Genomic DNA, 26,379 nt, shown 5'->3' on the forward strand with positions numbered 1-26,379 from the left:
AGAATGGACGCGGGATTTTTGAACGAAACCCGCACGCCCCTACGCCGTTGGTCCAGCAGTTTCGGTTCGCCCGGTCTGCCCGGAAGCCTCAGCCGTTGCGCTCGATGGCGATGGCCGTGGCTTCTCCGCCGCCGATGCACAGAGAGGCCACGCCGCGGGTTAGTCCGCGCGCCGCCAGAGCGTGCAGCAGCGTCACGATCAGCCGCGCGCCGGTGGCGCCGATGGGATGGCCGAGCGCGCAGGCCCCGCCATTGACGTTCAGCCGGTCGGACGCGATGCCGAGGTCACGCTGTGCCGCCATGGCGACAACGGCGAAGGCCTCGTTGATCTCGAACAGGTCGACGTCGTCCACCGACCAGCCGACCTTGTCCAGCAATTTGCGGATCGCCGGAATGGGGGCGGTGGTGAACCACGCCGGATCCTGGCTGTGGGTGGCGTGGCCGCGGATCTCCGCCAGGATCGGCAGGCCGGCGGCTTCGGCGACCGAGCGACGGGTCAGCACCAGCGCCGCGGCACCGTCGGCATTTGCGGACGAGCTGGCGGCGGTGATCGTCCCGTCGCGGCGGAAGGCCGGTTTCAGCGCCGGGATTTTGTCGGGCGAGACCTTCAGCGGAATCTCGTCCTGTCCGACCAGCCGGTCGCCGCCTTTGGCGGGCATGGCGACGGGCACGATCTCCGCCGCGAAGGCGCCGCTTTCCACCGCCGTCCGGGCGCGTGTCAGCGTTTGAGCCGCATAGGCGTCCTGTTCGGCGCGGGTGAAGCCGTAGGCCTCGGCCGTCGCCTCGCCGAAATCGCCCATGGCCCGGCCGCCCTCATAGGCGTCCTCCAGCCCGTCCAGCATCATGTGGTCCAGCAGCCGGTCATGGCCGATGCGATAGCCGCCGCGTGCCTTCGCCAGCAGATAGGGGGCGTTGGTCATCGACTCCATGCCGCCGGCCACCACGATGTCGGCCGAACCGGCGCGGATCAGGTCATGGGCCAGCATGGTGGCCTTCATGCCCGAACCGCAGACCTTGTTGATGGTCGTGGCGCCCGTCGCATCGGGCAGTCCGGCGCCGCGGGCCGCCTGCCGGGCCGGTGCCTGCCCCTGTCCCGCCGGCAGGACGCAGCCCATCAGCACCTCGCCGACGCTGGCGGGCGGCAGGCCGGCCCGTTCCACCGCCGCCGCGATGGCGTGCGCGCCGAGTGCGGTTGCCGGCAGTGCCGCAAGCTCTCCCTGAAAGCGCCCGAGCGGCGTGCGGACGGCGGACACGATGACGACGGGATCCTGGCTGGAAAGGGGAGTGGAGGGGGTGTGCATGGTCGTGGTCTCCGGGGCTGCATCCCGACGGGGCGCAGATTAAATGACGATCGTCATGTTTGCATAATTGATGATGATCGTCATATAATTTGTCAACGGGTCTTCAGGCGATTTTCGGAAATGGCGCCGGTCAAGGTCCGGTCACGGAAGGTGCATCATGCGCGTGAGCAAGGAGCAGGCGGCGGAGAACCGGCGCCGGGTGGTGGAGGTGGCAAGCGGGCTGTTCCGCGAGCGGGGATTCAATGGGATCGGTGTCGCCGACCTGATGAAGGAAGCCGGGCTGACCCATGGCGGGTTCTACGGCCAGTTCGCGTCCAAGGAGGATCTGGCGGCGGAGGCCTGTGCCCGCGCGATGGATGTGATGGCGGAGCGCTGGAACGATTCGGCTGAGACGCCGCCGGGGGACGAGGCGCTGGCGGCCTTGCTGGACGGTTACCTGTCGCCGCGTCACCGCGACCACAGCGCCGCCGGCTGTCCAATTGCCGCGCTCGGCGTCGATGTGTCCCGGCAGGGCGGGGCGGTGCGCGGCGCCTTTACCCGGGGCCTTCGCCCGTTCATCGACAGGCTGCAACGGCTGGTGCCGGGCCGCTCGGCGGAGGCAAAGCGCAAGGCCGCCCTCGCCACCCTGTCAGGGATGGTCGGCGCGCTGATCCTCGCGCGCGCCGTCGACGATCCCACCCTGTCGGAGGAGATCTTGGAGGCGGCACGCGAGCGTCTCGGCAGGTCGGGAGCGGCCGGCGAATAGCCGGCGGCTCAGGTCAGGCGATGCGGCGCAGCAACTCGATCCGCAGCGGTTCGCCCAGCAGAGTATCGAACTGCGCGGCGAGGCCGGTGAAGGCCGCGCCCTTGGCATGGGTGTCGAGTGCGGCCTGATCCTGCCAGACCTCGTACATCACGATGGTGCCGGGCCGTTCGCGGTTGACATGGGCGGAGTAGGCGAGGCAGCCCGGCTCCTTCAACACGGCCGGGACGATGGCGGTGATGGCGTCGGCCAATGCCTGCTCCTGACCGGGCTTGGCGACGAGATAGGCGACGAGTTGCACCTGATCGCTCGGCGGAACGCTCATTGCGGTGTTTCCCTTTAGGGTGGCTGACGGAACGGTGGCTGCGGCCAGACTGGCCCATGGACGGGTTCCTGGCAACCCGCCGCGGCGCGTCCGCACCCGTGCGCGAGGTTCGGCTACCTCGGCGGCCGGACGTTCCACCCTGGCCTGTTGGTGATCGGCGTTCTTGCGTACGGGCTATGCCGTCCCAGAGCGCGTGGATGCGTGACAGGAGGCTTTCCCCGCTTGTTGTCCTCGGATCGCCCATCCACGTTTTTATCCAACGCCCCGGGAGACCATGGCTTTTGTCGAATGCAGCGCGCAAGCGCCCGCAGACCGCCGCGGACGAACAAACCGCCTTTTCATCACCCTGATCTGCCTCGCTTTCCTGTTCCTGTCCGTCATCGCAACGGCAGGCTCCGCCTTTGCGCAGTCCCCGCCGGTTGCGCCGGCGACGGCGCAGGACCCAAGCCCGAAAGAGATCGGACGACTGATCGATTCGCTGGAGACCCCGGCCAAGCGCGAGGCGCTGCTCGATCAGCTCAAGGCTTTGCAGCAGGCCGAACAGGCGGTGAAACCCGACCGGGAGCCGGAGGGGCTGGGCACCCGCCTGCTGACCCTGCTGTCCTCGCGCCTGGACGATTTGGGGCAGGAGGTCCGGACGACCGGCGAGGTGGTGCTGAATGCTCCGCAGGGCATGCGCTGGCTGCAGCGGCAGGCGCTGGACCCGGCGCGGCAGGCGACATGGGCCTGGCTGTTCGCCGAACTGGCCCTGGTCGTGGTGGGCGGACATGCCGCCCGGCTGGTCGCGACGCACCTGCTGCGCCGGCCCCGGTCGGTCCTGGCGGCACGGCCGTTCCATTCCGCCATCGCCAAGGTTCCGCTGCTGCTCGTCCGTGCGCTGATGGATCTGGCCCCGATCGCCGCCTTCGCCGTGGCGGGCTTCGGCGTGCTGGTGTTGATCGACCCGCCCGGCACGGTGCGGCTGTTGGGCATTGCCTTCCTGAACGCCAGCCTGTTCGTGCAGGTCGTGGTCCTGGTGATGCGGGGGCTGCTGTCGCCGCGCTCCACCAACCTGCGGCTGATTCCCATGAGCGATGAGGCGGCGCGTCGGCTGCTGGTGTGGAGCCGCGCCATCGCGGTCTCCACCGTCTATGGCCTGTTCGCAGCCGGGACGGCGCGCACGCTGGGGCTGCCCGAGCAGTCCTACGACACGCTGGTCAAGCTGGTCGGTTTCGCCGATGCCCTCATGCTGACGGCGCTGGTTCTGCAAAGCCGTGCCGCCGTCGCCTCCTGGCTGCGCGGGGAGATTTCGGCCGTTCCCCCGCCTGTGGAGCATGGGCAGGCCGCGGCGCCGGCGGTGAGGACAACGCGCCCCGGCCGCCTTCTGCGCGCCGCCGGTCGGCGTCTGGCCAATGTCTGGCATGCCGTCGCCATCCTCTACATCGTCGCATTGTTCGGCATCTGGGCGCTGGATGTCGAAGGTGGGTTGTGGTTCGTTCTTCGCGCCACCGCCGTGTCGCTGGTCGCGGTCGTGGTGGCCCGGATGGTCGGGCGCGGGATCGCGCGTGGCTCCACGGCGCTGCGGCTGCGCCTGGACCGTCAGCGTTCCACCTTGGGCGATCGGCGGATAAAGCGTTACATCGGGCCCGGCACGCGGCTGCTGCACTGGGCGTTGGCGGCGGTGACCGGACTGGTCGTGCTGGACGCCTGGGGGCTGGACGTGCGTGGGACACTGGAAACGGCGATGGGCTGGCGGTTCCTGGCGTCCGGCCTCGCCATCCTGCTGGTGGCCGCCATCGCGCTCGCGGTTTGGGAGCTGACCAACGCCGTGATCGAGCGGAATCTGGCGACCACCGACCGCTATGGACATGCCATCCAGCGAAGCGCGCGCATCCGCACCCTGCTGCCGCTTCTGCGCAACGCCCTGATGGTGGTGCTGCTCACCTTCGTGACGTTGATCACCCTGTCGGAACTGGGGTTGGACATCGGGCCGTTGCTGGCCGGTGCCGGTGTCGTCGGTCTGGCCGTCGGCTTCGGTGCCCAGACGCTGGTGAAGGACGTCATCACCGGCCTGTTCATTCTGTTCGAGGACACCATCTCGGTCGGCGACGTGGTCAATGTCGGCGGCAAGGGCGGACTGGTGGAGGGCATCACCATCCGCACCATCCGTCTGCGCGATTTCGACGGAACGGTGCACACCGTGCCGTTCAGCGCGGTGACCAGCATCTCCAACATGACCAAGGACTTCAGCTTTTATGTGTTCGACGTCACCGTGGCCTATCGCGAGGATGTCGACCGCGTGGTGTCGGTGCTGCACGAGATCGGGGCGGGAATGCGCGCCGACCAGCGCTTCGCCCCGCTGATCCTGGAACCGCTGGAGGTGCTGGGAGTCGATGCCTTCCAGGACTCCGCCGTCCTGATCAAGGCGCGCATCAAGACCCTGCCGATCCAGCAATGGACTGTCGGCCGTGAATTCAACGGGCGCATGAAGAAGCGCTTCGGAGAGTTGGGGATTGCCATCCCGTTTCCGCAACGCATTCTTCACATCGCGTCGAATGGGATGTCCAGGGCAAGCGCCTATGGCGAAGCCGCGGAGTGACTGCAGCGTGCGGCCGCGCTTCCCGCCTAGGCTGGCCGGATCGTGGCCGCACGCTGCCTGACCGAAAGGTCCGTGCGCGAACAGCCATTCGTTGTCGTTTCCGCACGGAAAGCGATGCTGCTTTTTTGTGCGATGACAGATTTTTAAATTGGAATAATTTAAAGCGGAAAAGTTAGAATCCGAACAGTTCAGAGCTTCTCCGGTGGAGAGAACTGACATGTTGCAAATCGTCTTTCGCAGCCAATTGACGAAGTTGCTCTCCTACACCGACATTCAAAAGTTGTGTCTGGCCTCCGCCAGGAACAACAGGAAGGCTGGGGTCACCGGGTTCATGGTCGAATGCGGCGGGGTTTTCCTGGAGGCTATCGAAGGGGAAACCCGCGAAGTCGACGAAACATTCAGTCGGATCCGTCACGACACGCGGCACGACCAAATGGAGATCGTCTATTCCGAAAACGGACTGGATCGACGACGGTTCGGGGCCTGGTCGATGAACGTGATGTTCCTGGACGACGACGTGTTCTGGCAAACCGTGTTCGGGACGGGATTCTCCTGTGACGAATTGCTGTCCTCCCGGGCATTGGAACCGGCTTTTGCCCTTGGGCTGCTGGCCATGGCCTATCAGTATGCCTGTACGCAAGCGAAGGTCGAGCCACCGCCGGCGGGCGCAAGGCCGGGAAGAATCCCGCGGATCGGCCACATGCTCCGCCGTTGAGGTCAATCCTCGGCGGAACTGCCGACCGCGCCCAGGGAACCGAGATACTGCTCCTCCCATTCGCGTCCGGCTTCCAGCTCGCCGAACAGCCAGTCGCGGAACAGCTGGATTTTCGGCAACGCGGCGGTCGATTTCAGCGTGACGAAGCCATGCCCCTGCGCCCGCAGCCCGTGGGTGGGGAAGGGGACGACGAGCTGGCCGGACTGAAGTTCCTGCCGTGCGAGCAGCAGGCTGTCCAGGCACACGCCCATCCCGTTCACCGCGGCGTTGATCGCCATGAAGGAGCGGTCGAAGCGCAGACCGCGCTCCATGTCCAGATGGACGCTGCGATGGCGGCGCATCCAGTCGCGCCAGCCCAGGATGTTGACCTCCGAATGGATCAGGACGTGGCGGCTGAGGTCCTTCGGCTCCCGGATCGGGTTGAGGCCGTTCGCCAGCGCCGGCGAGCACATCGGGACGATGATGTCCTCCGGAAACTGTTCCAGCACGCAGCCGGCCGGCGGCGGTCCGGGGTTGTAGCGGATGTCGACGTCGACCGCCCCCGCTGTCAGGTCGATGGGCGAGACCGAGGCCTGGAGGCGAATGTCGATGGCGGGATGCAGCGCCTTGACCCGGTTCAGCCGCGGCATCAGCCATTGGGTGGCGAAGCTGGGCATCGACCGGACGGTGAGGATCGTCGTGCCGCTGCCGGTGCTGGTGACGTTGCGGGTGGCCGCATCCATGCGGGCGAAGGCGCCGATGATCTCGTTGGCATAGGTCCGGCCGGCGTCGGTCAGGGTGACCGCGCGGTGAACACGATGGAACAGCGGAAGGCCTAACTGTTCCTCCAGAATTTTCACCTGATGGCTGATCGCCGACGGCGTCAGTCCCAGATCCTCCGCCGCGGTCGCGAAGGAACCGAGCCGCGCGGCGGCTTCGAAGGCTTGCAATGCCTTGATGGAGACCCGTTTCCGCATCGCACCCTTCAGATGAATTCAGCTCATCGATGAGCGATCTTATTCGTTTGTCGAATTCATCTCAAGATCATACGATCACATCAATCATCGGCTGAACGAATCATCGGCAGCCTGATCGAAATCACCACAACCGAGCGAAACCGACGCTCCGTCGCGGCACCCCCTGTGCCGCCACGGCGGAGCCTGCTTCGACAAGAGGGAGCGAGCATGCTGCTGTCCAACAAGGTCTGCGTGATCACCGGCGCCGCGTCGCGCCGCGGCATCGGCCGGGCGACCGCAAGGCTTTTCGCGCTGCATGGCGGGCGCGCGATCATCCTGGACCTCGACGGCGCCCAGGCGGCTGAAGCCGCCGCCGAGCTGGGCGAGGCGCACCGCGGCTTCGCCTGTGACGTGACCGATCGCGACGCCTGCTTCGCCGCCGCGTCCCGCGTGGTCGAGGAGTTCGGCCGCATCGACGTGCTGGTCAACAACGCCGGCATCACCCAGCCGCTGAAGTTCATGGACATCGGCCCGAAGAATTACGAGGCGGTGACCGACGTCAGCCTGCGCGGCACGCTGTACATGAGCCAGGCCGTCGTCCCCCACATGCGCGAGCGCAAGTCCGGATCCATCGTCTGCATCTCGTCGGTGTCGGCGCAACGCGGCGGCGGCATCTTCGGCGGCCCGCATTACAGCGCGGCGAAGGCCGGCGTGCTGGGCCTCGCCAAGGCGATGGCGCGTGAACTGGGACCGGACAATGTCCGCGTCAATTCGGTGACGCCGGGCCTGATCCAGACCGACATCACCGGCGGCAAGCTGACCGACGAGCTGCGGACGGAAATCCTGAAGGGTATCCCGCTGAACCGCCTGGGCGACGCCGAGGATGTGGCCCGCTCCTGTCTGTTCCTGGCGTCGGAGCTGTCCTCCTACATCACCGGCGCCACGCTCGACGTCAACGGCGGCATGCTGATCCACTGATCCCGAAATGCTGGAGACACCTTCCGTGGACACCGCACTCGACACCACCCCGCTCGGGCACAATGTGCCGCTGGCCGAACGCGCCTACCGCATCCGCCGCAACGCTCTGCTGATGGGCGAGGTGCAGGGGCAGGGCTATATCGGCCAGGCGCTGGACATCGCCGACGTGCTGGCGGTCTCCTACTTCCACGCCATGAAGTATCGCCCCGAGGACCCGCATTGGGAGGAGCGCGACCGCTTCCTGCTGTCCAACGGCCATTACGCCATCGCGCTGTACGCCGCCTTGATCGAGGCCGGCATCATCCCGGCCGAAGAGCTGGAGACCTACGGCAGCGACGACAGCCGCCTGCCGATGTCGGGCATGGCCAGCTACACGCCGGGCATGGAGATGTCGGGCGGCTCGCTCGGCCTCGGCCTCAGCATCGCGGTCGGGATCGGCCTGGGGCTGAAGCGCAAGAATTCCGCTGCCCGTGTCTACACGCTGTTCTCCGACGGCGAACTGGACGAGGGATCGGTGTGGGAGGCCATCATGTCGGCCGCCCATTACAAGCTCGACAACATGATCGCCATCGTCGACGTCAACAACCAGCAGGCCGACGGCCCCTCCACCCAGGTGATGGCGTTCGAGCCGCTGGTGGACAAGCTGGAGGCCTTCGGCTGGTTCGTTCAGCGGGTCGACGGCAACGACATGGACGCGGTGGTCGCCGCCTTCGATGCCGCCAAGTCGCACCCCGAGCCCAAGCCGCGGATGATCGTCTGCGACACCAAGATGGGCAAGGGCGTGCCCTTCCTCGAAGCCCGCGAAAAGAACCACTTCATCCGCGTCGACGCGCACGAATGGCAGCTGGCGCTGGATGCGCTCGACGCCGGGAGGACCGCATGAGCACCGCTGCAAACACCACTGCAAAGCCGCGCCTGAAGACCTCCGCCATGATCGCCTCGATCGCGGCGGAGGGACAGCGGACCAAGGCGGCGCCCTTCGGTCATGCGCTGGTCGAACTGGCGAAGCAGCGGACCGAGATCGTCGGCATGACCGCCGACCTCGCCAAATACACCGACCTGCACATCTTCGCCCAGGCCTACCCGGACCGCTTCTATCAGATGGGCATGGCCGAGCAGCTGTTGATGGGGGCGGCGTCCGGCATGGCGCATGAGGGCATGATGCCCTTCGTCACCACCTACGCCGTCTTCGCCTCGCGCCGGGCCTACGATTTCGTCCACCAGACGATCGCGGAGGAGAACCGCAACGTCAAGATCGCCTGCGCCCTGCCGGGCCTGACCTCCGGCTATGGTCCCAGCCATCAGGCGGCCGAGGATCTGGCGCTGTTCCGCGCCATGCCGAACATGGTCGTCATCGACCCCTGCGACGCCCACGAGATCGAGCAGGTGGTGCCGGCCATGGCCGCCTACAACGGGCCGGTCTACATGCGGCTGCTGCGCGGCAACGTCCCGCTGGTTCTGGACGAGTACGATTACAAGTTCGAACTCGGCAAGGCCAAGCTGCTGCGCGACGGCGCCGAGGTTCTGGTCATCTCGTCCGGCATCATGACGATGCGGGCGCTGGAGGTGGCCAAGCTGCTGGAGGCCGACAAGGTCGGCGTCGCGGTTCTGCACGTCCCCACCATCAAGCCGCTCGACACCGAGACCATCCTGCGCGAGGCGGCACGCACCGGCCGCATGGTGGTGGTAGCGGAAAACCACACCGTCATCGGCGGGTTGGGCGAGGCGGTGGCCGGCACCCTGCTGCGCGGCGGCGTCGCCCCGGTCTTCCGCCAGATCGGCCTGCCCGACGAGTTCCTGAAGGCCGGCGCCCTGCCGACCCTGCACGATCTCTACGGCATCTCCACCGACGCCATGGCGGCCAGCATCAGGGGATGGCTGTAACCCGGCATCCGTCCACCCGACCACACCCGACCAACCAACAAACATCCATAGGGAGAGAGATCCGATGAAGAAGCTGCTTTTGTCGCTGGTGGTGGGCACCGCCCTGGTCGCTTCGCCGGCCGCCTGGGCCCAGCAGGTCCTGCGTCTGGCCCACAACGCGGCGCCGGGCAACCCGAAGGCGGAAGCCTCGCTGAAGTTCGCGGAACTCGTCGCCAAGAAGACGGACGGCCGGGTGAAGATCGAGGTCGGCGGCAGCGCCCAATACGGCGACGACGCCGAGGCGCTGACCAGCATGCGGCTCGGCACGCTGGCCTTCAGCGCCAATTCGCAGGGCACCGCCTCGGGCGTCGTGCCGGAATATGCCGTGCTTGGCCTGCCCTTCCTGTTCCAGTCATTGCCGCAGGCGTGGAAGGTTCTGGACGGCCCGGTGGCGAAGAAGCTGGACGAGGCGTCGAAGGCCAAGGGGCTGGTTCTGCTGGCGATGTGGGACAACGGCATCCGCCATGTCTCCAACAATGTCCGGCCGATCACCAAGCCGGAGGATCTGGCCGGCATCAAGATCCGCACCCCGCCGGACCCGATCACGGTCGACATCTTCAAAGCTCTCGGCGCCAACCCGATGCCGCTGGCCTTCTCCGAGCTTTACATCGCGCTCCAGCAGGGCGTGGTCGACGGGCAGGAGAACCCGCTGATGAACATCTACTCGTCGAAGCTCTTCGAGGTGCAGAAATACATCTCGCTGACCGGCCACAAGTATGAATCGACCCCGCTGCTGGCCAGCAAGATCGTGTTCGACACCCTGTCGAAGGCCGATCAGAAGGCGGTGCTGGACGCGGCGGCCGAGGCCGGCAAGCTGAACCGCGAGATGTCCGCCAAGGCCGACAAGGAACTGCAGGCGAAGATGGAAGACGCCGGCGTGAAGTTCAACACGGTGGATCCGGCGCCCTTCATCGCCAAGACCAAGTCCGTCTATGACAAGTGGGAGAAGCAGTTCCCTGAACTGGTCGCCCTGGTCCGCAAGGAAGCCGCCGCCGGAGCGGCGCAGTGATGACGGTATCCCACGAGCGGGAGCATGAGGTGGCGGGACTTCCCGCCACTCTTCTCCAGGCGGCCGACGGTGCCATCACCGTCCTTTCCGCCGCCGTGGCGATCCTTTCCCTGATCGTGCTGTTCCTGGCTCTGGGCGCCGAGGTCGTCGTCCGTTACCTGACGACGCAGGGGCTGGGCTGGCCGTCGGAACTGCCGAACCTGCTGTTCCCCTGGCTGGTGATGGGCGGCGTGGTGCTGGCGGCGCAGAAGGGCGCGCATATCTCCGTCACGTTGCTGCTCGACCTGCTGCCCCGCCCGCTGGCCCGCGCGCTGCTGCTGGCGATGCAGGTGGTGGTGGGGGCGACCTTCTTCTATCTCGCCTACATCGGCCTCGCCGTCATCGAGATCACCGGCAGCGAGATCTACCCGGTGACGGGCGTCAGCGCCCGCTGGGCCTACCTGTCGCTGATCGCCGGCTTCGTCGGCGTGGGTCTGACCGCCGTCACCACCTTCCTGCGCCTGCTGATCGCCGAAGACCCGCGGTCCGTCCGCGCCCATGTGTCGGAGGAAGAGATATGACCGTCGTGATGGTCGCCGTCTTCGGCCTTCTCCTGCTGCTCTCCTTTCCCGTCGGCTATGCGCTGGTCATCAGTTCCGGCGCCGCGGTGATGACCATGGGGTCGGTGCCGACCGTGATCGCGGTCGTCAAGCTGTTCCAGCCGACCCAGAGCTTCCCCCTGCTGGCAATTCCCTTCTTCATCCTGTCCGGCGCGCTGATGATGAGCGGCACGCTGGGCCAGAAGCTGGTGCGCTTCGCCGCCGCGCTGGTCGGGCGCTATCCCGGCGGTCTGGCCCAGGTCACCGTCGTCGGTTCCACCATCTTTGGCGGCGTGTCCGGATCGGCGGTGGCGGAGGCGTCGGCGCTCGGGTCCATGCTGATCCCCTGGCAGAAGCGCGAGGGCTATCCGGCGGCGTTCGGCGCGGCGGCGACCGCCTCCTCGTCGGTCATCGCCGGGCTGATCCCGCCGTCGATCCCGCTGATCCTTTACGCCGCGGTGTCGAACGCCTCCATCGCCTCGCTGTTCCTCGCCGGCATCCTGCCGGGCCTGCTGCTGGCCGCCGGCATGATGGTGGTGTGTTACGTCAGCGGCCGGACCCGCAATTTCCCGCTGCTGAAGAGCGAGGGCGGACTGCGGGCGCTGGGGCAGGCAACCATTTCCGCCCTGCCGGCGCTGCTGATGCCGGCCTTCATCCTGGTGCTGCTGCGCTTCGGCATCGCCACCCCGACGGAGGTCAGCGTCGTCGCTGTCGCCTATGCGCTGCTGGTCAGCGTGCTGATCTACCGCGACCTGACCTGGAAGCGCATCCATGCCGCCCTGATGGGGACAGTGGTGACCACGGGCGTCGTCATGCTGGTGATCGCCGCGTCGAACCTCGTCGGCTATGTGCTGATCACCGAAGCGATCCCGAATGCGGTGGCCGCCTATGCGCAGACGGTGCTGCAGGAGCCGTGGCTGATCATCCTGGCGATGAACCTGATCATGCTGGTGGTCGGCATGTTCCTGGACCTGCCGGCGGCGATCCTGCTGCTGGGGCCGACATTCGTCGCCGTCGGCGGCGCCATCGGCATGGACCCGATCCAGCTGGGCATCATGATGGCGGTCAACCTCAGCATCGGCCTGTTCACGCCGCCGATCGGCACCACGCTGTTCATCTCCGCCGCCATCTCCCGCGAGCCCATCGGCGCCATCGTGCGCGAGCTGTGGCCCTTCTATCTGGTGGCGCTGATCGTGCTGGGCCTCGTGTCCTACGTGCCTGCGACCATCCTGTACTGAGCCGGCGGCAAGCTATCAGTGATGATTATCGGCCGTCATCCCCGCGAAAGCGGGGATCCAGAGCTTCCAGGGCAAGCGCTTGTAAAGTCTGGATTCCCGCCGTCGCGGGAATGACGACCGAAGTAAGCCACTGATTGGGAGACGGCGTCTCCCAGCAGGGATGCTGGAAGCCCGCAAGTTCTGAGCTGGGCGGCACATCAATTCCAAGGATCATGACACGATGACGACAGTCGGTTTCATCGGCCTCGGTTCCATGGGAATGCCCATGGCGCGCAATCTGCTGGCGAAGGGTTTCGCCGTTCGGGGCTTCGACGTGCGGGCCGAGAGTGTCGGGACGCTGGAAGCGGCCGGCGGAAAGGGCGCCTCCAGCGCGGCAGCGGCGGCGGCCGGTGCGGACGCGCTGGTGCTGATGGTGGTCAATGCCGCGCAGGCCGACGCCGCGCTCTTCGCCGACGGCGCGCTGGAGGCCCTGCCGGCCGGCGCTTCGGTGATCCTGATGGCGACCTGCCCGCCGGGCGCCGTCGCCGCGCTGGCCGAACGGGTGGAAGCGGCCGGGCGCCGCTTCGTCGATGCGCCGGTTTCCGGCGGGGTAGTGGGCGCGGTGGCGGGAACGCTGTCGATCATGGCCGCCGCCGAGGCCGCGACGTTGGAGCGGGTTCGCCCGATCCTGGCGGCGATGGGCGACAAGGTCTTCCATGTCGGCGAAAAGCCGGGGCAGGGTGCTACGGTCAAGACCGTCAACCAGCTGCTGTGCGGCGTCCACATCGCCGTGGTGGCGGAGGCCTTCGCGCTGGCCGCCAAGGTCGGGGTCGATCTCGACATCCTGCTGCAGATCATGAGCGGGTCGTCGGCGTCGAGCTGGATGCTGAAGGACCGGGGGCCGCGCATGCTGGAGGCGGAGCCGGAGATCACCAGCGCGGTGGACATCTTCGTCAAGGATCTGGGGATCGTACTGGAGGCCGGGCGCGACGCCAAGGCGGCGCTGCCGCTGGCCGCCGTCGCCCACCAGATGTTCCTCGCCACCTCTGGCCGCGGCGAAGGGGCGATGGACGACAGTCAGGTCATCCGCAGCTATCACGCGGTGAACGGCACCGCCGCGGGGCGGCCGTGATGGAGCGCATCGTCTTCCTGGACCACGACACGATGGGGGCGGACATCGCGCTACGCCGTCCCAATGTGCCGCATGAGTGGACGCAGTATGGCCGCACCGCGCCGGAGCAGATCGTCGAGCGGGCACGCGGGGCGACCGTCCTGATCGTCAACAAGGTGCCGATCCGCGCTGAGACGCTGGAGCAGCTGCCCGACTTGCGCTTCGTCGCCGTGGCGGCGACCGGGACCGACACTGTGGACCTCGCCGCCTGCCGTGCTCGTGGCATCGCGGTGTCGAACGTCCGCGCCTATGCCATCCACACGGTGCCGGAACATGTCTTCGCCCTGATGCTGGCGCTGCGCCGGTCCCTGCCGGCCTACCGGGAGTCGGTGGCGGCGGGGGCGTGGCAGGCCTGCGGCCAGTTCACCCTGCTGGAACACCCGATCCGCGATCTGCACGGCTCGACGCTCGGCATCGTCGGGCGCGGCGCTATCGGGCTGGCGGTGGCAACCATCGCCCGCGCCTTCGGCATGCGCGTGCTGTTCGCCGGCCGCAAGGGGGAGGCGGTAAGCGGACCGGACCATGTGCCGTTCGACGCGGTGCTGGCCGAGAGCGACGTGCTGACCCTGCATTGCCCGCTGACCCCCGCCACCCGCCATCTGCTGGGCGAGGCGGAGTTCGCCCGGATGGCGCGCCGGCCGCTGGTCATCAACACCTCGCGCGGCGGGCTGATCGACGACATGGCGCTGGTCCGGGCGCTGGAAGGCGGGCTGATCTCCGGTGCCGCCGTCGATGCCACGGCGGTGGAGCCGCCGCCGGACGACCATCCCTTCCTCCGCCTTGCCGGGCGCACCGACTTCCTGCTGACCCCGCACATCGGCTGGGCCAGCGTCGAGGCGCGGCAGGCCGTCGCCGAACAGGTCACCGCCTGCATCGAAGCCTTCGCGGCCGGGCGGCCGATCAATCTGGTGACGTGACGGCGCAGCCCCGCACCATCCCGCATTCCCGAAAGGACCACATGATGCCCAGCGTCGATCCGCGCCGGATGGCGAACGCGATCCGCTTTCTGTCCATGGATGCCATCGAGCGCGCGGGCGAGGGGCATCCCGGCACCCCGCTCGGCGCCGCCGACATCACGACGGCGCTCTTCACCCGGCACCTGAAGTTCAACGCCGCCGACCCGCTGTGGTTCGACCGCGACCGCTTCGTCCAGTCGAACGGCCATGGCTCGATGCTGATCTACTCGCTGCTGCATCTCAGCGGCTACGAGGCGATGACGCTGGAGGAACTCAAGCGGTTCCGCGTGCTTGGGTCGCACACCGCCGGTCATCCGGAAATCCACCAGTCCTGCGGCATCGAGGTGACGACCGGGCTGCTGGGGCAGGGCATCGCCAACGCTGCCGGCATGGCGCTGGCCGAAGCCTTCCTGAACCACCGCTTCGGCGACGACATCGTCGATCACCGAACCTATGCGCTGGTCGGCGACGGTTGCCTGCAGGAGGGTGTGGGGCAGGAGGTCATCGCGCTCGCCGGGCATCTGCGGCTGGGCAAGCTGACCTATCTGTGGGACGACAACCGCATCACCGACGACGGCGGCATCGACCTCGCGTTGTCCGACGACATGGCCGCCCGCTTTCGCGCCAGCAATTGGCATGTGCAGGAGGTCGACGGCCACGACATCGAGGCGGTGTCGGAAGCGCTGCGCCTCGCCAAGCTCGATCCGCGGCCGTCGATGATCGCCTGCACCACCAGCATCGGACGCGGCCTGCCGCATGAGGGCCAGCGCGCCGCCCACAGCGCCCGGCTGTTCAAGGAACACACCGACGCCGCCCGCCGCGCGCTCGACTGGCCGCATGCGCCTTTTGAAATCCCGGAGGATGTCCGCGCCGCGTGGCTGGAGGCTGGCCGCCGGGGTGGCGCGGAGCAGCAGGCTTGGCAAGCCCGCGTCGCCGTGCTGCCCATCGAAAAGCGCCGCGAGTTGGACCGGCTGCGCGAGGGGCGGCTGCCCGACGGCTGGGCCGACGCGCTACACGCTTTCAAGCGCCGCATGGCGGAGAGCGGGCACAGCGATCACGGTTACAAGATCTCCGGCGACATCGTCGACCTGATGACGGAGGTCATTCCGGAGATGCTGAGCGGTGCGCCGGACCTGGAAGGCGCCACCCTGCACAAGCGGCGGCTGGCCGCCTTCACCGCCGACGACCGCTCCGGCCGTTACGTCCATTACGGCGTGCGCGAGCATGCGATGGGCAGCATGCTGAACGGCATTGCCGCCCATGGCGGGGTGGTGGCGAGCGGTATCACCTATCTGGCCTTCTGCGATTACGAACGCCCGGCCATCCGCATGGCGGCGCTGATGGGGCTGCCGGTCACCTTCGTCTTCAGCCACGATTCCATCGGCATCGGCACCAACGGCCCGACGCACCAGCCGGTGGAGGTGCTGGCGGCATTGCGCGCCATTCCCAACCTGCTGGTGCTGCGCCCCGCCGATGTGGTCGAGGCGGCCGAGTGCTGGGAGATCGCCCTGGAGCACCGCTCCGGCCCGACGGCGCTGGTCTTCGCCCGCCAGCCGCTAGACCCGGTGCGCCGCGCCGTGAATTTTGGGGCCGACGCCGACAACCGCTGCCGGCGCGGCGGCTATGTGCTGGCCGAGGCGGCGGGAGGCCAGCGCCGGGTCACGTTGCTCGCCACCGGATCGGAGGTCGCCATCGCGTTGCAGGCCCGCGACCTGCTGCAGGCCGATGGGGTGCCCACCGCAGTGGTCTCGATGCCCTGCTGGGAACTGTTCGAGCAGCAGGATCAGGCCTATCGCCGCGCCGTCATCGACCGGTCGACGGTGCGGGTCGCCGTCGAGGCGGCGGTGGTCCAGGGGTGGGAACGCTACATCGGCGAGGATGGCGGCTTCGTCGGCATGAGCGGGTTCGGCGCATCCGGCGCGGTGCCCGACCTCTACCGCCACTTCGGCATCACGCCGGACCGGGTGGCGGAGGAGGCGCGGGCACGGCTTTAACGGTCCTCAGATCTCACGCTTGCCCATCTGGTCGGCGATGTAGTCGGCCTGCCGGATCGCCAGCGCGACGATGGTCAGGGTCGGGTTCTCCGACCCGCCGCTGGTGAACTGGCTGCCGTCCGATACGAACAGGTTCTTGACGTCGTGCGCCTGTCCCCACTTGTTGAGGACACCGTCACGGGCGTTGGCGCTCATGCGGTTGGTGCCGAGATTGTGGGTGGAAGGATAGGGCGGGGTGTGGATGGTCCGCACCGCCCCCACCGCGTCATAGACCGCTGACCCGCGGCCATAGGCGTGGGTGCGCATGGCGATGTCGTTGGGGTGGTCGTCGAAATTGACGTTGGGGATGGGCAGGCCGAATTTGTCCTTGTCCGTCGCGTGCAGGGTGACGCGGTTGATCTCGCGCGGCATGTCCTCCCCCACCAGCCACATGCCGGCCATATGGTCGTAGGCATCCAGCGCCGAGCTGAAATCGCGGCCCCAGGCGCCGGGATCGAGGAAGGCCGCCATGAAGGGCACGCCTAGCGACAGCGTTTCCATCTCGTAGCCGCCGACGAAACCGCGGCGCGGGTCGAAGCGGGATTCGTCGCGGATGATGCCGGCCATGGTGGTGCCGCGATACATGTGGACCGGCTTGTCGAACAGCGCATAGACCGAGCCGGTCATGTGCCGCATGTAGTTGCGCCCGACCTGACCGGAGGAGTTGGCCAGCCCGTCCGGGAACATCGTCGAGGTCGAGTTCAGCAGCAGGCGCGGGCTTTCGATCGAGTTGCCGGCGACCGCGACGATGCGGGCCTTCTGCCGGTGGATGGCGCCGGTGCTGTCGGCATAGAGCACGGCGTTGACCTTGCCCTTGGCGTCATGCTCGATCTTCAGCACCTGGGCGTCCGGCCGGACCTCCAGGTTGCCGGTGGCCTCGCCCTTGGGGATCTCGGTGTAGAGGGTGGACCATTTCGCGCCCGATTTGCAGCCCTGGAAACAGAAGCCGATCTGCTGGCAGGAGCCGCGGCCGTCGCGCGGCTTGCTGTTGATCGACATGTTGCCGGTGTGGAATTCGGCATAGCCCAGCTTCTTGGCGCCGGCCGCCAGCACCTTGTAATTGTTGTTGCCGGGCAGGCGCGGGATGCCGTTGGTGCCGGTCGTCCCCATCTTGAATTCGGCCTTGTCGTAATAGGGCTCCATCTCCGCCAGCGTCACCGGCCAGTCGAGCAGGTTGGCGCCCTCCACCTCGCCGTAGGTCGTGCGCGCCTTGAACTCGTGCTCCTGAAAGCGGAGCGAGGCGCCGGCCCAATGGATGGTGGAGCCGCCGACCGCCTTGACGATCCAGGCCGGCAGGTTGGGGAAGTCCTTCGCCACCCGCCAGCTGCCGGACGTGGTGCGCTTGTCCAGCCAGGAGATTTGCGAAAAGCTCTTCCATTCGTCATTCACGAAATCCTGGATTTCGTGACGCTTGCCGGCTTCCAGGCAGACGACCTTGATGCCCTTCTGGGCCAGTTCGTTCGACAAAGTGCCGCCGCCGGCACCCGATCCGATCACCACCACGACGCTGTCGTCGTCCATTGCGAATTTCGCGACCATGTCTCGGTCCTCCCCATTTTTCGGGTATTCAGTGGGCGTTCATTCAGGCCAATCGGTGGTGCCGTCAGGCGTCCTTGATCCAGTCGATGTCGTCGAAGCCGCGGTGGATGTAGCCGCCATATTCGGCCGACGCCCCTTCGTAGCCGAGCTTTGCCCACACCTCCGGCTGGTTGTAGAGCGCGACCACCATGTCGCCGCGGACCTTGGCGAAGAACGGCGTGGTCTCGATGGATTTCAGGACGGCGACGCGATCCTTCTCCGCCTTGATGGCGGCGTAGGGCGTGCCGTGCAGCTTGCGCGCGGCGGCATCGAGAGCAACCGCGCCTTCGTTGAGCTGGCCGGCCACGGTGGCGTCCTTGGCCGCCGCCTGGTCCATCGAGGCCAGCGCCGTCTCGTAATAGGCGTCGCCCAGCCGGTCGTGCGGATAGAGGTCGCGCACCATCACCAGCAGGGTCTTGGCTGCGTCGGGCTTGATGGCGGTCAGCGCCTCGGCCCAGGCCGGGATCGCTCCGATCGACACCATGCCGCCGGAAACCGCGCCGGCCGCCGCCATCGACGCGGCGGAGGTCTTCAGAAAATTGCGCCGGTTGAGCCGTATCCGTTTGTCGAGAACGCGCATGATCGACGTCTCCTTCCCAGGTGGATTGTTTTTGCTGTCAAAGCTCAGCGGTAGCGGCCGTGGCGTTGCAGGACCTCGGTCTTGTAGCCGTCCGGATCGGTGATGAAGAAAAAGCGGGCCAGCAGGGTGCCGCCGGGGGCGAATTCCTTCACCGGCGTCACCGGGAAGCCCAGAGCCGACAGCCGGGCGTGTTCGCCGTCCAGATCGTCCACCGCCACCGCCATGTGGCCGTAGCCGTCGCCGTGGGTGTAGGGCGCGGTGCGGTCGTGGTTGACCGTCAGCTCCAGTTCCATGTCGTTTTCGGCGTTGCGCAGGTAGATCAGCGTGAAGCCGTCGAACCCCAGCCGCTCGGCCGGTTCCAGTCCGAAGGCCTTGGCGTAGAAGTCCAGCGACCGCTGTTCGTCGAGGACGCGCACCATCATGTGAATGATTTTGGCCATGATGTATCCTGCGAAGTCGTGGAGAGTCGGCGCTACCCTTTGGCCTTGGCCTCCAGGAACTGGACGATGCTCTTGCGGATCGCATCGTCGTCCTGGCGGTAGTTCATGTAGCTGCCGGGAACGAACTGGTTGGAGTTCGCCAGCCAGCGTTCCAGATGGCCGGCGTCCCAGGCGAAGCCGGCACCGCGCAGCGCATCCGAATATTCGAAGCCGTCGGCCGTCCCGGCCTTGCGGCCGATGACGCCGTAGAGCGGCGGTCCGGCGCGCGGCCCATCGTCCTTCTTCACAGAATGGCAGGTTCCGCATTGCTGCCGGAACAGCACCTCGCCATCCGCCGCCGCCGATTTCGGCGTGAAGGGCGAGAAGGGTATGGACAGAAGGAGCAGCAACATCACCCAGCGGTGCGGCGACATCCTCGCGTGCATCGCATGCCTCATCGTTTGAAAATCCTCCCGAAGCGGGGCGCCGGCACTTCGGACCAGCCGGAGCGGCGCCGTCGACTGGGTAGAGCAAGGGGCATGCCACGCTGCGAGAGGCCGTGGCGGACAAGCAGGCAAGCCGGTTTCTGGCCGTCTGCCCTCTGCCAACCGTCCCAACTGTTTCATTTTGGGACACCGCAGCGCGACAGATCGTCCTGTAATGAGACAGTGCGTACAGCGAACCTTCTTTAAAATTGGCGTTCCCTGGTGGCTTGGGCTTTTGGCACGCCGGTTGCTTTATGGGGTCGGCGATGCGGCTGCCCCGGTTCGGCGGCCGCAAGCGGCCTGAGGCTGCGCACCACGTCGTCGCGCCGCCACCGTCGCGCCATTGCCGATCCCGCCCTTACCACTGCCGGTGACCCGTCATCCGGCATGCGCGGCCGACGCGATCCCTCAGGCCCGATCCACAAGCCCGACCATCGGAACACCATCATCAAAATCATGGGGAGAGACGACATGCCGGATGGATTGACGCTGAACAAGATCACCAGCCAGAAAGGCATCGGCATCACCGAGGCGGCGCGCCGCGTCGCCGATCTCGGCTGGACGCCGTCCTACGTCAAGGAGGCGATGAGCTTCCCGACCGACTACAAGATCTCCAAGGCGCCGCGCGACCCGATGAAGCAGGTCCTGCGCTCCTACTTCCCGATGCAGGAGGAGAAGGACAACCGCGTCTACGGGGCGCTGGACGCGGCACTGCGCGGCGACATGTTCCGCAACGTCGAGCCGCGCTGGATCGAATGGATGAAGCTGTTCCTGGCGATCATCCCCTTCCCCGAGATCTCGGCGGCGCGGTCGATGGCGACGCTGGGCCAGCTGGCGCCGGGGGACGATCTGCGCACCGGCTTCACCATGCAGATGATCGACGAGTTCCGGCACTCGACGATCCAGATGAATCTCAAGAAATGGTACATGGAGAACTACATCGACCCGGCCGGGTTCGACATCACCGAGAAGGCGTTCGGCAAATGCTACGCCACCACCATCGGCCGACAGTTCGGTGAAGCCTTCCTGACCGGCGACGCCATCACCGCGTCGAACATCTACCTGCAGGTCGTGGCGGAGACCGCCTTTACCAACACGCTGTTCGTCGCCATGCCGTCGGAAGCGGCGCGCAACGGCGACTATGCCCTGCCCACCGTCTTCCTGTCGGTGCAGAGCGACGAATCCCGCCACATCGGCAACGGCCATTCCATGCTGATGTCGGTGCTGAAGGAGCCGGACAACCATTTGCTGCTGGAACGCGACATCCGCTATTCCTTCTGGCAGAACCACATGATCGTCGATGCCGCCATCGGCACGATCATCGAATACGGCACCAAGCACCGCGACAAGAACAAGGAATCCTACGCCGAGCTGTGGCACCGCTGGATCTTCGAGGATTACTACCGCACCTACATGCTGCCGCTGGAGAAGTACGGCATCAAGATCCACCATGACGACGTTCACGAAGCCTTCGACAGCATCGTCAAGAAGAACTACGTCCACAAGATCGCCCAGTTCTTCTCCGCCGGCTGGTGGGCCAATTTCTGGCGCATCGAGGCGATGACCGAGCGCGACTTCGAGTGGTTCGAAAGCAAGTATCCGGGCTGGTACGACGAGTTCGGCGTCTGGTGGGAAAACTACGCCAAGCTCAGCAAGCCCGGCAGCGTGCCGATCACCTTCGCCGACACCGGCTACGTCTATCCGCACCGCTGCTGGTCGAGCCTGGTGCCCTGCGTGATCCGCGAGGATTTCCAGGTCGATGAGGTGGACGGCGAACTTTACACCTACGCCTCCGAGGTCGACCGCTGGACCCACAAGGAGGCGTTCGCCGCCGAATACCAGGGTCGTCCGACCCCGGCGATGGGCCGCTTCTCCGGCCGGCGCCAGTGGGAGGAGGTCTATGACGGCTGGGACCTCGCCGACGCCATCCAAGACATGGGCTTCGTCCGTCCCGACGGGAAGACGCTGGTCGCCCAGCCGCACCTGTCCTTCGAGGAGAAGGACATGTGGACGCTGGACCACGTGCGCGGCCACACCATCCGCAGCCCGCTGCTGGCCCTGCGTGAAATGACGCCGCAACAGCGTCAGGCCCATGTCGAGGAATACCGCAAGGGCTTCAAGATCCGCCGGGTCTGATCCCCCGCCCATTTACTCGGGTCCGCCCCCCTTTCCAGCCCCCTTTCCGGCTGGAGAGGGGGAACGGGAGCCCCTGCGGACATCACAGGCGGACATCACCGCGGAGATCGACAGACCATGACCGCACAAGCGCTGCACAACAGTCCGGCCGTCCACACGGTGCGGCTGGAGCCGGTCGGCATCGAAATGGAGGTTGCGGAGGGGGAAACCATCCTCGACGCGGCCTTCCGCCAGGGCGTCTCGCTGATGCATGGCTGCAAGGAGGGGCAATGCTCCGCCTGCAAATGCCTGCTGATTGACGGCGACGTGGAGATGCTGAAATACTCCACCTTCGCGCTCTCCGATCCGGAGCGTGACAGCAACCACATCCTGCTCTGCCGCTCGCTGGCCTACAGCGACGTGGCGGTGGAACTGCTGAACTATGACGAGGATCTGCTGTCCCGCTCCATCCCGGTGAAGGACTTCAATGCGCGGCTGGCGGCGGTGGAGCCGCTGACCCACGACATCGTCGCCATCGCGCTGGACCTCGACCAGCCGATGAAGTTCTGGGCCGGGCAATATGCCGACATCACGCTGCCCGGCATCGGCCTGACCCGGTCCTTCTCGATGGGCAACCCGCCGGCCGATGGAAATCGGCTGGAGTTCATCATCAAGAAATACCCGGACGGCGCCTTTTCCCGCCAGCTGGACGGCGGCCTGTCGGTCGGCGACCGGGTGAGCGTCCGCGGCCCCTACGGCAGCTGCTTCCGCCGCGAGGGACGGGAGGGACCGATGATCCTGGTCGGCGGCGGGTCGGGCATGGCGCCGCTGCTGTCGATCCTGCGCGATCAGGCCGCCAGCGGCGAGACCCGGCCGGTTCGCTTCTTCTATGGCGCCCGCAGCCGCCGGGACCTGTTCCACCTCGACCATTTCGAGGAGTTCGCCCGCAGCCTGCCGGACTTCGCCTTCATCCCCGCCCTGTCGCATGCCGAGGAGGGCGACGGCTGGATCGGCGAAACCGGCTTCATCCACGAGGTGCTGCGCCGGCACCTGTCCGAGATGGATGAGGTGGAGGAGGCCGACGTCTTCTCCTGCGGACCGCCGCCGATGATCGACGCGGTGCTGCCGGTCCTGCAGATGGCCGGCGTCGATTCCGCGCGCGTCTATTTCGACAAATTCACCCCCGCCACCCGCTGAGCCGGGATTTTGCAAATACGGGAGGAAAGACGATGACCATGCAGGAAACCGAAACCAAATCCGCCGCCGCCGGGGCCAAGGCCTTTCCCGGTTCCGACAGCCGCCGCTATAACTATTTCGAACCGAAGGGCCGCAAGGCGACCCATTACGAGGACGTGACGGTCGACGTCCAGCCCGATCCGGAGCGCTATCTGCTCCAGAACTGGATCATCTCCTTCGGTGACGGCACGCCCACATATTCCAAGGACTGGACGGCGCTGAAATGCACGGACTGGCACGGCTTCCGCGCGCCTGACCAGGAATGGGAACGCACCCATTACCAGCGCCAGTCGACCATCGTCGGCATGATCCAGAATGTCGTGGAGAATGCACGCCGCGCCGGTGCGCCCCAGCGCTTCGACAAGGCCTGGGTCGCCGTGCTGCAGAACCATGTCGGCGCCTTCAAGCATGCCGAATATGGGCTGGGCACCGCACTGATGCGGGCGCAGCGCTATGGCTATACCCAGATGGTCAACAACGCCATCCTGACCAACGCCTCCTACAAGCTGCGCTTCGCCCAGGACCTGACGCTCTATCTGGCCGAGGTCGGCAGCGACATCGGCGGCTTCGATCTCGACGCAGGCAAGGCGCACTGGCTGGACGACCCGATCTGGCAGCCCTGCCGCGAAGCGGTGGAGCATATCCGCGCCGCCACCGACTTCCTGGAGCAGTATTTCGCCGTCAACCTCGTCTTCGAACCGCTGGTCGGCGAGCTGTTCCGCAGCGGCTTCGTCATGCAGGTGGCCGCGGCGCAGAACGATTTCTCCACCCCGTCGGTCATCTCGGCGGCGGAGGCCGACTATGAACGGAACCTCGCCAATGCGGTGGAGCTGTTCGCCCTGCTGCTGGGCGACCCAGCGCATGGCGAGGACAACCGGACCATGCTGCAGAGCTGGTTCTCCCATCACGGCGGACTAGCGGTGAAGGCGGCGTTGCAGTTGCAGCCGCTGTGGTCGCTGCCGCGGGTCAAGGCGGCGAGCTTCACGGATGCCTTCGAGCGGGCACGCAACCGCGTCGCCGCCATCGGGCGCGAGATCGGCATCGACGCCGACCTGCCGACCCTGCCGCCGATCGAGGTCGGGCAGCCGGCCGCTGCGGCTGCCGTCACTGACGCCGCGGCCGAGTGATCCTTCCCGCATCTCCGCCACAAGAGGACGAAAACCATGAGCGTCACCACCGTGCAGCAGCTTTTCAAGCCGCTGAAGGACATCACCCAGGACGGCACCATTTCCCACCAGTGCGGCGTGACGATGAACGACAGCGTCGAGGCACGCTGTATCGCCGAGGTGATGGAGAGCAAGCCCGGCATCACCGTCACCTATCTGCCGGCGATGATCCGGATCGACGGCGAGGGCAAGATCGAGTTCAAGATGAGCGAGATCGGCGAAGCTCTCGGCCGCGAGATGACCCCGCACATCTTCGAGATCTCCACCTCCACCCACTATGGCCGCATGGTCATGATCGACGAGGACACGGTCGTCCTCTTCGGCAACATGGATGACGCGCTCGCCTACGAGTGATGCGTGAGATCTCCCTCTCCCCCCCGGGGAGAGGGCCGGGGTGAGGGGGATGCATTGCGAAGATCGTCCGGCAAACGGAACCCCCTCACCCTAACCCTCTCCCCGGGGGGGAGAGGGGATCTTCTTTCAAATCCGCAAACCAACAACGGGAGGGACAGACGCCATGCCGAAGATGATGCTGCACCGTGCCGAGGCGCGGGCCGCGCTTGCCCGTGGGGTGGGCAAGCTGGCGCTGGCGGTGCGCGGCACGCTGGGGCCGAAGGGGACGAACGCGATCATCGACCGCCCCATCGGCACGCCGATGATCTCCCGCGACGGCGTCAGCATCGCCGCTGAGATCGAGCTGCCCTGCCGCTTCGAGAATATGGGCGCCCAGGTGGTGCGCGAGGTGTCGAAGCAGACCAACGACGTGGCCGGCGACGGCACCACCACCGCCACCGTGCTGGCCGACGCGCTGATCCAGGATGGTGTCGCCGTGCTGGCGGATGGCAATGGTTCGGTGGAGTTGGTCGAGGGGATGGAGCGCGCCTGCGGCTTCGTCGTCGACCACCTCCGCGGCATGGCCCGGCCGCTGGAGCGCGATGCGCAGCTGGAGCAGGTGGCGACCGTCGCGGCGACCGATCCGGCGCTCGGCCGGCTGGTGGCGGATGCTCTGCGCCGGGTGGGACCGGAGGGGGTGATCGACATCGAATACGGCCAGCCGGGGGCGCCGACCGCGCTGCATGTGCTGGAGGGCATGGTGCTCGACCGCGGCTTCCTGTCCCATCACATGGCGACCGAGCCGACCGGCCAGACCGCGGTGCTGGAACGGCCCCGCATCCTGATGACCGACCACAAGATCGCCGATGCGGAACCGCTCCTGCGCCTGATCGACCGCATCGCCGACAAGCGTCCCCTGCTGGTCGTCGCCGACAGCGTAGCGCCGGAGGTGGTGGCGGCGCTGATGGCGCTGCGCCGCGACGGACGCGCCACGGTGGTGGCGATCAACCCGCCGGAGTTCGGTCACTGGCGTCAAGCGATGATGGAGGACATCGCGATCCTGACCGGCGGGCGCGTGATCGCCCGCGACCTCGGCGGACGCCTCGACAGCGTGACGGTGGAGGATCTGGGGGGCGCCGACCGCATCGAGGTGTCGGCCGGCCGCACCACCCTCCTGCGCGGCCATGGCGATCCGGACGCGCTGGCCGCCCGCCGCGCCCTGGTGCAGCGCCAATGGGAGGAGGCGCCGCCCAACATCGAGCGGGACAAGCTGTCCCAGCGGCTGGCGAAGCTGACGCACGGCACCGCTCTGATCGAGGTCGGCGGCGCCACGCCGGTGGAGCAGAAGCGCACCGCCCAGCTTCTGGAGGATTCGCTCGCCGCCGCCCGCGCGGCTTTGGCGGAAGGGGTGGTGCCCGGCGGCGGCACCGCGCTGGCCCGCGTCGCCCCGCTGCTCGACCGGTTGGCCGAGGATGTGGGGGAGGGCGAGCGCGCCGGGGTGAAGCTGGTGCAGCGGGCGATGCTGCAGCCCCTGGTCTGCATCGCCGAGAATGGCGGGCTGGACGGGGCCGGCGTCGCCGCTCGAATCGCCGAGCTTCCCGACGGCTCCGGCTTCGATGCCCGCACCGGTCGGTTCGGCGACCTGTTCGCCGCCGGGATCATTGATCCGGTCAAGGTCACCACGCTGGCATTGCTGAACGCGGTGTCGGTCGCCAAGCTAATCCTGACCACCCACACCCTGGTCGCCGACATCCCCGATGATGTCGATCCCACCGCCGGCCCAGCGCGTGGCGGCGGGATGGAGCGGTACGGGCGCAGCTGACCCCGCCTTGCCGCGACGGCTCACCTCCACCTTCGGGGAAAAACACAGGAAAAAGGCCATAGAGTATTCCGCTACTACCGCTCCCGCTTCAGTCCGGCTTATAATTTCTTGCACAAACAATCGTGGATGCGGAGTAATTCGGGGCGAGTCTCCGCACCCCGTTTAAGGACAATCGGCGCTACGGG

General features: G+C 66.9%; 24 protein-coding genes. 17 read left to right on the forward strand and 7 right to left on the reverse strand.

Translation table 11 applies throughout. The annotated features are described in order from the left end of the window. Positions 1–88: 88 nt before the first annotated feature. A complete protein-coding gene (locus TSO5_RS10830; RefSeq protein WP_109151597.1) occupies positions 89–1,300 on the reverse strand; it encodes an acetyl-CoA C-acyltransferase in 1,212 nt (403 codons plus the stop codon). A 157-nt stretch (positions 1,301–1,457) separates the two neighbouring features. Between TSO5_RS10830 and TSO5_RS10835 the strand changes: the two genes are divergently transcribed. Next, the gene (locus TSO5_RS10835; protein WP_109151598.1) at positions 1,458–2,045 is read left to right on the forward strand and encodes a TetR/AcrR family transcriptional regulator; all 588 of its coding nucleotides are present in this window, start codon (positions 1,458–1,460) and stop codon (positions 2,043–2,045) included. A gap of 13 nt (positions 2,046–2,058) precedes the next feature. On the opposite strand, the gene TSO5_RS10840 is transcribed toward TSO5_RS10835, so the two are convergent. Further along, positions 2,059–2,367 (reverse strand): putative quinol monooxygenase, encoded by a 309-nt coding sequence (locus tag TSO5_RS10840; RefSeq protein ID WP_085086524.1) that lies wholly within the window; start codon positions 2,365–2,367, stop codon positions 2,059–2,061. Positions 2,368–2,641: 274 nt separating this feature from the next. On the opposite strand from TSO5_RS10840, the gene TSO5_RS10845 reads away from it, so the two are divergent. Together TSO5_RS10845 and TSO5_RS10850 are read left to right on the forward strand one after the other, a co-directional pair. Continuing rightward, positions 2,642–4,945, forward strand: a complete 2,304-nt coding sequence (locus TSO5_RS10845) for a mechanosensitive ion channel domain-containing protein (protein WP_109151599.1) — start codon at positions 2,642–2,644, stop codon at positions 4,943–4,945. Positions 4,946–5,162: 217 nt separating this feature from the next. Next, positions 5,163–5,660: a BLUF domain-containing protein gene (locus TSO5_RS10850; RefSeq protein ID WP_109151600.1), complete on the forward strand. Its 498-nt coding sequence runs from the start codon at positions 5,163–5,165 to the stop codon at positions 5,658–5,660. A gap of 2 nt (positions 5,661–5,662) precedes the next feature. Here the strand turns inward: TSO5_RS10850 and gcvA are convergent, their stop codons facing one another. After that, on the reverse strand, positions 5,663–6,616 hold the full coding sequence (gcvA, locus tag TSO5_RS10855; protein ID WP_109151601.1) for a transcriptional regulator GcvA: 954 nt from the start codon (positions 6,614–6,616) through the stop codon (positions 5,663–5,665). Between the two features lie 207 nt (positions 6,617–6,823). On the opposite strand from gcvA, the gene TSO5_RS10860 reads away from it, so the two are divergent. From TSO5_RS10860 to tkt, 9 genes are all read left to right on the forward strand, one after another. Next, a complete protein-coding gene (locus TSO5_RS10860) occupies positions 6,824–7,573 on the forward strand; it encodes an SDR family oxidoreductase (protein WP_109151602.1) in 750 nt (249 codons plus the stop codon). 25 nt (positions 7,574–7,598) lie between these two features. Continuing rightward, the gene (locus tag TSO5_RS10865) at positions 7,599–8,456 is read left to right on the forward strand and encodes a transketolase (RefSeq protein WP_109151603.1); all 858 of its coding nucleotides are present in this window, start codon (positions 7,599–7,601) and stop codon (positions 8,454–8,456) included. Next, positions 8,453–9,457 carry a transketolase family protein gene (locus TSO5_RS10870; protein ID WP_199230852.1) on the forward strand — a complete coding sequence of 335 codons (1,005 nt, stop codon included), beginning with the start codon at positions 8,453–8,455 and terminating at the stop codon, positions 9,455–9,457. The genes TSO5_RS10865 and TSO5_RS10870 overlap by 4 nt, the downstream gene beginning before the upstream one ends. A 64-nt stretch (positions 9,458–9,521) precedes the next feature. After that, entirely contained in the window at positions 9,522–10,505 is a 984-nt protein-coding gene (locus tag TSO5_RS10875; RefSeq protein WP_109074147.1) for a TRAP transporter substrate-binding protein, read from the forward strand. Beyond that, entirely contained in the window at positions 10,505–11,065 is a 561-nt protein-coding gene (locus TSO5_RS10880) for a TRAP transporter small permease (RefSeq protein WP_199230853.1), read from the forward strand. The genes TSO5_RS10875 and TSO5_RS10880 overlap by 1 nt, the downstream gene beginning before the upstream one ends. Continuing rightward, positions 11,062–12,321 (forward strand): TRAP transporter large permease, encoded by a 1,260-nt coding sequence (locus TSO5_RS10885; RefSeq protein WP_109151605.1) that lies wholly within the window; start codon positions 11,062–11,064, stop codon positions 12,319–12,321. The genes TSO5_RS10880 and TSO5_RS10885 overlap by 4 nt, the downstream gene beginning before the upstream one ends. Before the next feature lie 220 nt (positions 12,322–12,541). Further along, the gene (locus TSO5_RS10890; RefSeq protein WP_109151606.1) at positions 12,542–13,432 is read left to right on the forward strand and encodes an NAD(P)-dependent oxidoreductase; all 891 of its coding nucleotides are present in this window, start codon (positions 12,542–12,544) and stop codon (positions 13,430–13,432) included. Then, positions 13,432–14,388: a D-2-hydroxyacid dehydrogenase gene (locus TSO5_RS10895; RefSeq protein ID WP_109151607.1), complete on the forward strand. Its 957-nt coding sequence runs from the start codon at positions 13,432–13,434 to the stop codon at positions 14,386–14,388. Before TSO5_RS10890 ends, TSO5_RS10895 begins: the two co-directional genes overlap by 1 nt. A 41-nt stretch (positions 14,389–14,429) precedes the next feature. Then, entirely contained in the window at positions 14,430–16,421 is a 1,992-nt protein-coding gene (gene tkt / locus TSO5_RS10900) for a transketolase (RefSeq protein ID WP_199230854.1), read from the forward strand. A gap of 6 nt (positions 16,422–16,427) precedes the next feature. On the opposite strand, the gene TSO5_RS10905 is transcribed toward tkt, so the two are convergent. The 4 genes from TSO5_RS10905 to TSO5_RS10920 all read right to left on the reverse strand — a co-directional run bounded on the left by TSO5_RS10905 (position 16,428) and on the right by TSO5_RS10920 (position 19,483). After that, on the reverse strand, positions 16,428–17,999 hold the full coding sequence (locus tag TSO5_RS10905; RefSeq protein WP_109151608.1) for a GMC family oxidoreductase: 1,572 nt from the start codon (positions 17,997–17,999) through the stop codon (positions 16,428–16,430). A gap of 64 nt (positions 18,000–18,063) precedes the next feature. Then, entirely contained in the window at positions 18,064–18,618 is a 555-nt protein-coding gene (locus TSO5_RS10910) for a twin-arginine translocation signal domain-containing protein (RefSeq protein WP_109151609.1), read from the reverse strand. Between the two features lie 44 nt (positions 18,619–18,662). Further along, on the reverse strand, positions 18,663–19,058 hold the full coding sequence (locus TSO5_RS10915; RefSeq protein WP_109151610.1) for a VOC family protein: 396 nt from the start codon (positions 19,056–19,058) through the stop codon (positions 18,663–18,665). Positions 19,059–19,090: 32 nt separating this feature from the next. Beyond that, positions 19,091–19,483 carry a c-type cytochrome gene (locus TSO5_RS10920; RefSeq protein WP_109151636.1) on the reverse strand — a complete coding sequence of 131 codons (393 nt, stop codon included), beginning with the start codon at positions 19,481–19,483 and terminating at the stop codon, positions 19,091–19,093. Positions 19,484–19,993: 510 nt separating this feature from the next. On the opposite strand from TSO5_RS10920, the gene TSO5_RS10925 reads away from it, so the two are divergent. From TSO5_RS10925 to TSO5_RS10945, 5 genes are all read left to right on the forward strand, one after another. Continuing rightward, positions 19,994–21,658, forward strand: coding sequence for an aromatic/alkene/methane monooxygenase hydroxylase/oxygenase subunit alpha (locus TSO5_RS10925; RefSeq protein ID WP_109151611.1), 1,665 nt, complete (start codon positions 19,994–19,996; stop codon positions 21,656–21,658). A gap of 117 nt (positions 21,659–21,775) precedes the next feature. Beyond that, positions 21,776–22,834, forward strand: coding sequence for a 2Fe-2S iron-sulfur cluster-binding protein (locus TSO5_RS10930; protein WP_109151612.1), 1,059 nt, complete (start codon positions 21,776–21,778; stop codon positions 22,832–22,834). Positions 22,835–22,866: 32 nt separating this feature from the next. Beyond that, positions 22,867–24,000: an aromatic/alkene monooxygenase hydroxylase subunit beta gene (locus tag TSO5_RS10935; protein WP_109151613.1), complete on the forward strand. Its 1,134-nt coding sequence runs from the start codon at positions 22,867–22,869 to the stop codon at positions 23,998–24,000. 36 nt (positions 24,001–24,036) lie between these two features. Continuing rightward, positions 24,037–24,393, forward strand: coding sequence for an MmoB/DmpM family protein (locus TSO5_RS10940; protein ID WP_085086548.1), 357 nt, complete (start codon positions 24,037–24,039; stop codon positions 24,391–24,393). 163 nt (positions 24,394–24,556) lie between these two features. Continuing rightward, positions 24,557–26,194: a molecular chaperone GroEL gene (locus tag TSO5_RS10945; RefSeq protein WP_109151614.1), complete on the forward strand. Its 1,638-nt coding sequence runs from the start codon at positions 24,557–24,559 to the stop codon at positions 26,192–26,194. Positions 26,195–26,379: the final 185 nt, after the last annotated feature.

Origin of the sequence: Azospirillum sp. TSO5 (assembly GCF_003116065.1) — a bacterium.
In the GTDB taxonomy this organism is placed as follows: domain Bacteria; phylum Pseudomonadota; class Alphaproteobacteria; order Azospirillales; family Azospirillaceae; genus Azospirillum.